We start from the raw sequence: 9,668 nt of genomic DNA on the forward strand, positions 1-9,668 counted from the left end.
CCGGCCGAAAGCGGGAAGCGGTGCGGCGGGCGGGCCGTGAGGGTCTATCGTGTCCCGCATGTCCGTTCCGGAACTGATCCGCATCGTCTCCCGTGACTCGCCCATGGCACTGGCCCAGGTGGAGCGCGTCCGCGCGGAGTTGTCCGCGCTCCGTCCCGGTGTGCGCACCGAGGTGGTGCCCGTGAAGACCACCGGCGACAAGTGGATGGGCGACCTGTCCAAGGTCGAGGGCAAGGGCGCGTTCACCAAGGAGGTCGACGCGGCGCTGCTGGCCGGTGCGGCCGATCTCGCGGTGCACTGCGTCAAGGACGTCCCGGCCGACCGCCCGCTGCCGGCCGGCACGGTGTTCGCGGCCTTCCTGAAGCGGGACGACGTCCGGGACGCGCTGGTCCACCCCGGCGGTCTCGCCCTCGACGAACTGCCGGCCGGGACCCGGATCGGCACCTCCTCGGTGCGCCGGATCGCCCAACTGGCCGCCACCCACCCGCACCTGGAGTGCGTGCCGTTCCGCGGCAACGCCAACCGCCGGCTGGAGAAGCTGGCCGCGGGCGAGGCGGACGCGCTGCTGCTCGCGATGGCCGGTCTGGAGCGCATCGGCCGGACCGACGTGATCAGCGAGGTGCTCTCGCCGGAGACGATGATGCCGCCGATCGGCGCGGGCATCCTCGCGCTCCAGTGCCGGGAGGACGACCGCACCCTGATCGACACGGTCAGCGGGCTCGGCGATCCGGCCACCCATCGGGAGGCCACGGCGGAGCGGATGTTCCTGCACGTCCTCCAGGGACACTGCAACAGTCCGATCGCCGGGTTCGCGCGAGTGGACCGCAGCGGCGAACTGTCCCTGCGGGCCTGTGTGTTCACCCCGGACGGCAAGACCCGGCTGAACGCCCACGAGTGGGCCGGCCGGCTCGACCCGGCGACGCTCGGCACCTCGGTGGCGGTGTCGCTGCTGCGTCAGGGCGCCCGCGAGATCATCGACGGCATCCCGCACTGAGCGCCAGGGGATTCAGGCGGTGCCCTCCTCGGCCGCCTGGTCCCGCAGGAAGTTGCTGACCTGACCGGCCAGGCTGTCCCGGGTGGTGCCCGTCGGCACGGCCCCCTCGTCGAGTCCGATACCGCCGGTCCACAGCCGGCGGTCGGCCCACTCGTCGTCGACCCGCAGCTGCACCTGCACGTCCACCTGACCGAGCGAGGCCTCGGGGCCCGCGGCGTAGAGGACTGCGGTGGCGCGGCGCAGCGGATAGACGTCGAAGCCCTCGATGAACTGCGAGTTGCGCCAGTCGATGAAGGCGCTCTCCCCGTCGGGCCCGATCCGTACGTCGATCTGACCGTCCTCGAGGTGGATGGTGGAGTGCCCGGCGCCCCGGTTCTCGACGGTCACCCGCAGACAGAAGTAGGTCAGCCCCTCGGCCGCGTCGTCGCGCCCCCGCGGCGGCTCGTGCTGCTCCAGGCGGTGGACGCGGACACGCAGACCGGCATGCTCGTCGTACTCCTGCCAGTCCCCGACCACGTTCGGCTCGTACACAGTCCACCTCTCGATGTCTACCGGCTGCTTCCTATCCGTGCGTTCAGTGCACTGTCAAATGAGCAGAATGCGCTGTGGCCAGGGGGTTCACCCCTTTTGATCGTTGATCAAGCCGTGCGCAGGACGAATCCGCCCGGGGCCGCCGCACGCCACTCGGCGGGCGTGCCGCACATCACGTCGCCGGGCAAGATCAGCGGGCCAGACGGCCGAGCAGCGAGGAGGCGGCGGTGATGCCGAGCGCGGCGGCCAGAACCAGCACCCCGAAGTCCAGGGCGAGGTGCGCGTGGGTGCCGAGGAGCAGCCCGCGCAGGGCGTCCACCTCGTAGCTGAGGGGGTTGATCCTGCTGATCGCCCGGAGCCAGCCCGGCATGATGGCGACCGGATAGAGGGCGTTGGAGCCGAAGAACAGCGGCATGGTGATGGCCTGGCCGATGCCCATCAGGCGGTCACGGCTGAGGACGATGCCGGCGATGGTCATCGACAGGCAGGAGAAGAACGCCGAGCCGAGGACGACGATCCCGGCGACCCCGAGGAGCTTCAGCGGGTTCCACGTCAGGGCGACCCCGAGCAGGGCGGCGATGACGACCACGACGACAGCCTGGATCAGCGACTTCACCCCGGCCGCGAAGGCCTTGCCGGTGATCAGCGCCGAACGCGGGGTGGGCGTGACGAGGAGCTTGTTGAGGACGCCGGCGTCGCGCTCCCAGATGATCTGGATGCCGTAGAAGATGGCGATGAACATCGCGGACTGGGCGATGATGCCGGGTGCCAGGTAGTCGGTGTAGGGGATGCCGCCGGTCGGTATCGCCCGGATGCGGCTGAAGGTCTGGCCGAAGATCAGCAGCCAGAGGGCGGGCTGGACGGCCCGGGTGTACAGCTCGGTGCGGTCATGGCTGAGCTTCTGCAGTTCGACCGTGCACAGGGCGGCGATCCTGGCCGGGAGCAGCCGCCAGCCGGCGCGCGGCACGGGCGGCCGCAGCAGCAGGTCGATGCCCTGCTCGCGGGCGCGGTCAGCCGACGCGCTGAGCGGTGCGGCGGGTGCTTCGGACATCGCGGAAGTCTCCTGAACTGTCGTCGAGGCCGCTGCCTGCCACGTCCCGGAAGACGTCCTCCAGGGTGGGCAGCGGGTCCGTGGCCGCCGCGCCCCGGCGGGCGCCGAGTCCCTGCCGGAGTTCGGTGGGGGTGCCGAGGGCGCGGACACGGCCCCGGTGCATCAGGCCGACCCGGTCGCAGTACTGGTCCACCTCGTCCATGTAGTGCGTGGTCACCAGGACGGTCATGCCGGTGGCCTCGCGTACGGCGGTGATGTGCTCCCACACGCCGGTGCGGGCGATCGGGTCGAGGCCGATGGTCGGCTCGTCGAGGATCAGCAGCCGGGGCGCGCTGACCAGGGCCTGGGCGAGTTCGAGGCGGCGGACCATGCCGCCGGAGTAGGTGCCGGCGAGCCGGTCGGCGGCATCGGTGAGGTCGACGGCGGCCAGCGCCTGGGCGACGCGCTCGGCCAGTTCCCGCCGGGGCACGTCGAAGACGCGGGCGAACAGGGCGATGTTCTCCCGGCCGGTGAGGTTCTGGTCGGCGGACAGCTGCTGCGGGACGTAGCCGAGCAGGCGCCGTACGGCCATGCGGTCCCGGGCGGCGTCGTGGCCGAAGACGGCGACCATGCCGGCCGGGACGGGCAGCAGGGTGGTGATGCAGCGGATGGCGGTGGTCTTGCCCGCCCCGTTGGGGCCGAGCAGACCGAAGACCTCCCCCTCCCGGACGGTCAGGTCGAGTTCGTCCACGGCCTTCGTGTTCCCGAAGACGTAGCGAAGCGAGGTGCAGTCGACGGCGGCGGTCATGACTCCTCGGCCTCCTCGTGCAGGCTGACGGCGAGTGTGCGCAGCGCCGGTAGGGCGGCGCGCAGGGCGTCCCGGTCGGCGGCGTCGAGCCCGGTGACGTGCCGGCGGACGAGTTGCGCGCGCCGTCGCTTCCAATCCCGCAGCCGGATCTCGGCGGCTTCGGTGAGCAGCAGCCGGGCGGCCCGCCGGTCAGCGGGGTCGGTCTCACGGACCAGGTACCCGTCTCTGACCAGGTGGTTGACCAGGGTCGAGACGGAGTTGCCCGCGAGGTGCAGCTCCTTGGCGGCGTCGGAGACGCCGATGCCGGGGCGGGTCTCGACGAGCCGCAGCAGTTCGACCTCGGCGCCGCGCAGCCGGGGCACGGTCAGCCCGGCCCGCAGCCGGCGCCGCAGCAGCCGCTGGATGCCGACGAGCGCGTCGGCGAGCTCTTCGGGGAAGGTCTCCTCGTCGTTCTCGTCCACGGCTTCGAGATTACCTCTGAAACAGAGGTAATCACCCCAAGGGAAAGCCAAGAACGCGGGAGAGCCCGGAAAGGCAGCCGGGAAACGAATCGCACAAATACGTACAATCGTTTCAGAACACACCTTGGTGGGCATGGGCACAGAAGTGCTTCGGAACGGAGGCACGACCGTGGGGCCCCGCCCGTGCGGGCCACCCGGCCGATCGCCGAACCATCCGCGCGAACGCTGTCCCACGGTGTCCGCCCATCGATCGGCACCCCCTCCTCTGGGAGGCGCGCGAGATGCGTAGCACCGCCAGAAGCAGGCAACACCCCCATGACGACGCCCCGGACACCGCCGAGTCGTTCATCCGGCTCGCGAAACTCCCCGAAGGGCCCGAGCGCCGGGCGCTGCGGGACGAGCTGGTCCGGCTCTGGCTGCCCATGGCCGAGCGGATCGCGGTCCGCTTCCGCGGCCGCGGCGAGGCGCTGGAGGATCTGTACCAGGTCGCGGCCCTGGGCCTCGTCAAGGCCGTCGACCACTACGACCCGGACCGCGGCCGTGCCTTCGAGGCGTACGCCGTGCCGACCATCACGGGAGAGATCAAGCGCCACTTCCGGGACCACATGTGGACGCTGCACGTCCCGCGCCGGGTCCAGGATCTGCGCAACCGGGTGCGGCACGCCGCGAAGGAACTCGCCCAGACCACCCCGGGCCGGGCACCGACCGTCGCCGAGATCGCCGCGTACGCGCAGCTGAGCGAGGACGAGGTGCGCACCGGCACGGAGGCGCTGGAGTGCTTCACCGCGCTGTCCCTGGAGGCGGAGATGCCCGGCACCGACGGCTACGCGCTGTCGGACGCCCTCGGCGACGCCGACCCCGGCTACGACACGGTGGTCGACCGCGTCGCCGTCGCCCCCTGTCTGCGAGCCCTGCCGGAGCGCGAGCGGACCATCCTCTACCTGCGGTTCTACCAGGGCATGACGCAGAGCCGCATCGCCGAGGAGCTGGGCATCTCGCAGATGCATGTCTCGCGGCTGCTCAGCGGCTGCTTCGCCCGCCTGCGCGAGGAGGTCGTCGCGGAGACATGACCGGGCGGGGGCCTCACTCCGACGGGGCCGTTTCGTCGCACGGTCCGCGTGGTACCCGTGCCACTCCTCCGGCGTGCCGTCGGGTCACTCGGCAGGCGCCCGGGCGGGCCCTGGCCGGACACTGGTGGAAGACGCCGCCTGCCGACCGACCAGGAACGCGAGTGCCATGAACCACAAGCCGTCAGCAGAGATCCGCTCCACGGACTCCGTGTTCGGCGCACCCTGCTGGGTGAGCCTGACCAGCCGCGACCTGGACGCCACTCAGGAGTTCTACGGGGCCGTCCTGGGCTGGCGGTGGCGGCGCGACACGCTCGGCGCGCACTTCCGCACCGCTCTGGTGGACGACGTCCCGGTGGCCGGGATCGCCGCCGTCGCCTCGATGTGGCAGATGGCGGTGGCCTGGACGCCGTACTTCGCGGTGCGCAGCGCGGACGACGCCGCCTCCCGCACCCGGGAACGCGGCGGCACCGTGGCCGTCGGGCCGATCTCGCTGCCGCCGGGCCGCGCGGCGCTGCTGGCCGACCGGGAAGGTGCCACCTTCGGCGTCTGGGAGGGGAAACTGATCGGCAACTGGGAGGCCTGGCAGCAGGCCGCGCCGTCCTTCATCCGGCTCCACACCCGCGACGCCTTCGACTCGGCGATCTTCTACGGCGAGATCCTCGACTGGGCGTCGAACCGGCCCGGCTGCTGCGAGGTCCACTACGAGGGGGGCGAGGTCGTGCTGCGCAGCGGAGGCGACGTCGTGGCCCGGATCGAGTCGGGCGCGCTGGAGGCGGCTCCCGATCCGACGATCCGCCCGCACTGGCAGGTGCACTTCGCGGTCGCGGACGTCGCGGGTTGCGCGCGGGCCGCCGAGAAGCACGGCGGCAGCGTGCTGCGCGAGACGGCCGAGGAGGCGGTGCTGCGGGATCCCGACGGCGCGCAGTTCACCGTGACCTCGCACCGCGCGCGCTGAACCTCGCTACTCGCTGCGGCGCGGGGGCCGGGACAGGACCATCAGGCTGCGGGACTCCACCCTCACCTCCGCGCCCGCCTTGTACTCCGTCTCGTCGCGGCCGCCGTCGGGCTCGGCCGTGTCGGCGCACACCGCCCAGCGTTCCCCGTACGCAGCGCCGGGCAGCACGAAGACGACGGGTTCCCAGTAGCTGTTGAACAGCAGCAGGAACGAGTCGTCGACGACGGGCCGGCCCCGGGGGTCGGGTTCGGCGATGGCGTCGCCGTTGAGGAACACACCGACGCTGTGCGCGTCGGAGCGCAGCCAGTCCCGGTCGCGCATCTCCCGGGCGTCCGGCAGCAGCCAGACCAGGTCGGGCAGCGGCTGCCCGGCGTGGGTCACGGTCTCGCCGAGGAAGAAGCGGCGCCGGCGCAGCACCGGGTGGGCGGCGCGCAGCGCGAGCAGCCGGCGGCAGAAGTCCATGAGGCGGTGCTGCTCGTCGGTCAGCCGCCAGTCGATCCAGGAGACCTCGTTGTCCTGGCAGTAGGCGTTGTTGTTGCCGCGCTGGGTGCGGCCGAGTTCGTCGCCGTGGCAGAGCATGGGGATGCCCTGGGAGAGCAGCAGGGTGGCGAGCAGGTTGCGCTGCTGGCGCGCGCGCAGTGCCAGGATGCCCGGGTCGTCGGTGGGGCCCTCGGCCCCGCAGTTCCAGGACCGGTTGTGGCTCTCGCCGTCGCGGTCGTCCTCGCCGTTGGCCTGGTTGTGCTTGTCGTTGTAGGAGACGAGGTCGCGCAGGGTGAACCCGTCGTGCGCGGTCACGAAGTTGACGCTGGCGCGCGGCCGGCGCCTGCTGTGCGCGTACAGGTCGGAGGAGCCGGCCAGCCGGGAGGCGAACTCGCCGAGGGAGTGCGGCTCGGCCCGCCAGAAGTCCCGTACGGCGTCGCGGTACTTGCCGTTCCACTCCGACCACAGGGGCGGGAAGTTGCCCACCTGGTAGCCACCCTCGCCGACGTCCCAGGGCTCGGCGATCAGTTTGACGCGGCTGATCACCGGGTCCTGCTGGATCAGGTCGAAGAACGCCGACAGCCGGTCCACCTCGTGGAACTGCCGGGCCAGCGTGGCCGCGAGGTCGAAGCGGAAGCCGTCCACATGCATCTCGGTGACCCAGTACCGCAGCGAGTCCATGATCAGCTGGAGAACGTAGGGGTGGCGCATGAGCAGGCTGTTGCCGGTGCCGGTGGTGTCGTAGTAGTGGGACCAGTCGCCGTCCACGAGCCGGTAGTAGGAGGCGTTGTCGATGCCGCGGAAGGACAGGGTGGGGCCCTTCTGGCTGCCCTCGCCGGTGTGGTTGTAGACGACGTCGAGGATGACCTCGAGCCCGGCGGCGTGCAGCGCCTTCACCATCTCCTTGAACTCGGTGACCTGTTGTCCCCGGGTGCCGCGGGCGGCGTAGGCGTGGTGCGGCGCGAAGAAGCCGATCGTGTTGTAGCCCCAGTAGTTGGACAGGCCCCGGTCCCGGAGCACGCCGTCCTGCACGAACTGGTGGACGGGCATCAGCTCGATCGCCGTCACACCCAGTTTCACCAGGTGCTCGACGGCCGCCGGGTGGGCGAGGCCGGCGTAGGTGCCGCGCAGGACGGGCGGGACGCCCGGGTGGGTGCGGGTCAGTCCGCGGACGTGGGCCTCGTAGATGACCGTGTCCGCGTAGCCGCGCCGGGGCGGGGCGTCCTCGCCCCAGTCGAACGCGGGGTCGGTGACCACGCCCAGCAGGGTGTGCCCGGCGCTGTCGGCGGGGTCGGGGCGGTCGCCGGCCCGCTCGAAGAGGGAGGCGTGGTTGTCGGTCTCGCCGCAGACGGCCCGCGCGTACGGGTCGAGCAGCAGCTTCGCCGGATTGCACCGGTGCCCGGCGGCCGGGTCCCAGGGCCCGTGGACCCGGTAGCCGTAGCGTTGCCCCGGGCCGACGCCGGGCAGGTAGCCGTGCCAGACGAAGCCGTCGACCTCGGTCAGCGGGATGGTCCGCGCACTGTCGTCGTCGTCGACCAGGACGAGTTCGACCCGCTCGGCGACCTCGCTGAAGAGCGCGAAGTTGGTGCCCTTCCCGTCGAAGTCGGCACCCAACGGGTAGGGGTGCCCGCTCCAGGCGGGCACCCCTGCGCTCCGGTACGGCCGTGAGGTCACCGGGCGGCCTCCAGGACCCTGCCGTCCCCGGCCGCGGGGGCGGCGAGCACCGCCACCGGCACGGCGCGGGGCAGCGGGCGCCCTTCGCGCAGACTGGGCGCCGGCCGGGTCGGCACCAAGGGGAGCCGTTCGCCGGCCCGGGCGCGCTGGGAGAACCAGATGACCTTGCTGCCGGTGGCGGTGGCACAGCAGCCCCAGCCGTCGCTGGTCGCGGCGATCCGCTCCAGGCAGGCCCGTAGGTCCTGGTCCGGGCGCAGTTCGCGGTCGTTGCCGCCGATGGCGGTGATCAGATGCTGGCCGTTCCACCACATCTCGATCGAGATGGACTTGTCCGTGGCGTGGGCGTCGATGGCCTCCAGCAGCATGGCGGCACCGCCGCAGACGGGGTGGACGAGGGCGTCGAGATCCCAGTGCCTCAGGTGAGCGGCCAGGATGCGCCGTACCTGGCCGACGCGTTCCGGGCTGACGTCCACGTCGAGGTGGTAGTAGCAGGGGACTGCGGTCTTCATCGTCGTTCGCTCCTCACCGGCGAGGCTCCCGCTCCGCGGGGCCCTACGGCCCGAAAATACGGAGGGTGAGCGCTGATCGCTTCTGAGTCACCTCCACAGTGCGGGCATTAGTCCATTCGTGCAACACGAGCGCACTCCCGAGGTGATTGAAGATCCAACAAGACGCTGGGTGGCGGCGCGTGCACCATGAGTGAAACATTCATCGAGCCCGAAAGGTGAACGGCGTCATGCTGCTACCGGCCAAGACCGAGGTCGCCAGGCAGTTGCGGCGGTACCGGGCGTGGGAACGCGTGATGCTCGCGTCCCCCGCCGACCGCGCGGCGCGGGCCACCTTCGAGGACTCGGGTTACACCCTGTGCGTACTGATGGGGAAGCGCTGCGCGCGCGAGGCCGCGGACGCGGCGGAGCGCTATCTGCGCACAACTCTCGCCGCCTACCTGCAGGAGCAGGACGCGCGACACGGAGCCCGGCCGGCGATCCGGCCTTCTCCCGCCGCGCGTTAGGGCGGGCCCGGACGGAGGCCCGCAACGGGAGCCGGGCGGTGGGCCCGGCGGACTACACACTGACCAAATCGAAGGTGAGACACATGAGTTCGACCCCTGTCATCGGCCGTGTCCCGGTCCGCGAGGTGCGGCCGGCGGTGGAGGGCGGCAGACGCCCGGCCAAGGCTGTCGCGGGGGAGACCTTCCAGGTGACCGCGACCGTCTTCGGGGAGGGGCACGACGCCGTCGCCGCCAACGTCGTCCTGCGCGGTCCCCGCGGCCGTCGCGGCCCGTGGACCCCGATGCGTGAACTCGCCCCCGGCACCGACCGCTGGGGCGCGGACGTCACCCCGGACGTGCCGGGCCGTTGGACGTACTCCGTGGAGGCGTGGAGCGACCCGGTCACGACATGGCGCCGGCACGCGCGGATCAAGATCCCGGCGGGCATCGACGTGGGGCTGGTCCTCGAGGAGGGGGCCGAACTCCACCGGCGGGCGGCCGCCGGGGTTCCCAAGGGCCGGGCCCGCACCCTGGTGTCGAAGGCGGCGAAGGCTCTCGGGGACGACTCCCTCCCGGTCCCGGCGCGTCTCGCCGCGGCGCTGACCCCGGAGGTGGACGCCGTCCTGGCCGCCCATCCGCTGCGGGAACTGGTCACGTCCTCGGACCCGTTGCCG

Annotated in this window: 11 protein-coding genes; 5 read left to right on the top strand and 6 right to left on the bottom strand. The window is 71.8% G+C overall.

What is annotated here, in order from left to right; all coding sequences use genetic code 11:
* Positions 1-58 precede the first annotated feature (58 nt).
* Positions 59-994, top strand: coding sequence for a hydroxymethylbilane synthase (gene hemC, locus ABT057_RS30190; RefSeq protein WP_352346782.1), 936 nt, complete (start codon positions 59-61; stop codon positions 992-994).
* A gap of 12 nt (positions 995-1,006) precedes the next feature.
* Here hemC and ABT057_RS30195 read toward each other — a convergent pair whose 3' ends face one another.
* From ABT057_RS30195 to ABT057_RS30210, 4 genes are all read right to left on the bottom strand, one after another.
* A complete protein-coding gene (locus ABT057_RS30195; protein WP_352346783.1) occupies positions 1,007-1,525 on the bottom strand; it encodes a hypothetical protein in 519 nt (172 codons plus the stop codon).
* Positions 1,526-1,715: 190 nt separating this feature from the next.
* On the bottom strand, positions 1,716-2,576 hold the full coding sequence (locus ABT057_RS30200) for an ABC transporter permease (protein ID WP_352346784.1): 861 nt from the start codon (positions 2,574-2,576) through the stop codon (positions 1,716-1,718).
* Positions 2,536-3,363 carry an ABC transporter ATP-binding protein gene (locus ABT057_RS30205; protein WP_352346785.1) on the bottom strand — a complete coding sequence of 276 codons (828 nt, stop codon included), beginning with the start codon at positions 3,361-3,363 and terminating at the stop codon, positions 2,536-2,538. The genes ABT057_RS30200 and ABT057_RS30205 overlap by 41 nt, the downstream gene beginning before the upstream one ends.
* Positions 3,360-3,824 carry a MarR family winged helix-turn-helix transcriptional regulator gene (locus ABT057_RS30210; RefSeq protein WP_352346786.1) on the bottom strand — a complete coding sequence of 155 codons (465 nt, stop codon included), beginning with the start codon at positions 3,822-3,824 and terminating at the stop codon, positions 3,360-3,362. Before ABT057_RS30210 ends, ABT057_RS30205 begins: the two co-directional genes overlap by 4 nt.
* A gap of 281 nt (positions 3,825-4,105) precedes the next feature.
* Between ABT057_RS30210 and ABT057_RS30215 the strand changes: the two genes are divergently transcribed.
* Positions 4,106-4,894: a SigB/SigF/SigG family RNA polymerase sigma factor gene (locus tag ABT057_RS30215; protein ID WP_352346787.1), complete on the top strand. Its 789-nt coding sequence runs from the start codon at positions 4,106-4,108 to the stop codon at positions 4,892-4,894.
* Between the two features lie 166 nt (positions 4,895-5,060).
* Positions 5,061-5,849, top strand: coding sequence for a VOC family protein (locus ABT057_RS30220; RefSeq protein ID WP_352346788.1), 789 nt, complete (start codon positions 5,061-5,063; stop codon positions 5,847-5,849).
* Positions 5,850-5,855: 6 nt separating this feature from the next.
* Here the strand turns inward: ABT057_RS30220 and glgX are convergent, their stop codons facing one another.
* Both glgX and ABT057_RS30230 read right to left on the bottom strand, forming a co-directional pair.
* Complete coding sequence (gene glgX, locus ABT057_RS30225) at positions 5,856-8,003, bottom strand: glycogen debranching protein GlgX (protein ID WP_352346789.1); 2,148 nt, start codon at positions 8,001-8,003, stop codon at positions 5,856-5,858.
* Positions 8,000-8,512, bottom strand: coding sequence for a pep a2 (locus ABT057_RS30230; protein WP_352346790.1), 513 nt, complete (start codon positions 8,510-8,512; stop codon positions 8,000-8,002). Before ABT057_RS30230 ends, glgX begins: the two co-directional genes overlap by 4 nt.
* Before the next feature lie 227 nt (positions 8,513-8,739).
* Here ABT057_RS30230 and ABT057_RS30235 point away from each other — a divergent pair, with 227 nt between their 5' ends.
* Together ABT057_RS30235 and ABT057_RS30240 are read left to right on the top strand one after the other, a co-directional pair.
* The gene (locus tag ABT057_RS30235; protein ID WP_352346791.1) at positions 8,740-9,015 is read left to right on the top strand and encodes a DUF5133 domain-containing protein; all 276 of its coding nucleotides are present in this window, start codon (positions 8,740-8,742) and stop codon (positions 9,013-9,015) included.
* A gap of 83 nt (positions 9,016-9,098) precedes the next feature.
* The coding region (locus ABT057_RS30240) for a maltotransferase domain-containing protein (protein WP_352346792.1) at positions 9,099-9,668 on the top strand (570 nt) is incomplete at its 3' end.

This window comes from Streptomyces sp. NPDC002588, from assembly GCF_040295925.1.
Lineage (GTDB): Bacteria > Actinomycetota > Actinomycetes > Streptomycetales > Streptomycetaceae > Streptomyces.

Coding starts and splice junctions, on each gene's coding strand:
- hemC (WP_352346782.1), top strand. CDS start 59: ATGTCCGTTCCGGAACTGATCCGCATCGTCTCCCGTGACTCGCCCATG.
- ABT057_RS30200 (WP_352346784.1), bottom strand. CDS start 2,576: ATGTCCGAAGCACCCGCCGCACCGCTCAGCGCGTCGGCTGACCGCGCC.
- ABT057_RS30205 (WP_352346785.1), bottom strand. CDS start 3,363: ATGACCGCCGCCGTCGACTGCACCTCGCTTCGCTACGTCTTCGGGAAC.
- ABT057_RS30215 (WP_352346787.1), top strand. CDS start 4,106: ATGCGTAGCACCGCCAGAAGCAGGCAACACCCCCATGACGACGCCCCG.
- ABT057_RS30220 (WP_352346788.1), top strand. CDS start 5,061: ATGAACCACAAGCCGTCAGCAGAGATCCGCTCCACGGACTCCGTGTTC.
- ABT057_RS30230 (WP_352346790.1), bottom strand. CDS start 8,512: ATGAAGACCGCAGTCCCCTGCTACTACCACCTCGACGTGGACGTCAGC.
- ABT057_RS30235 (WP_352346791.1), top strand. CDS start 8,740: ATGCTGCTACCGGCCAAGACCGAGGTCGCCAGGCAGTTGCGGCGGTAC.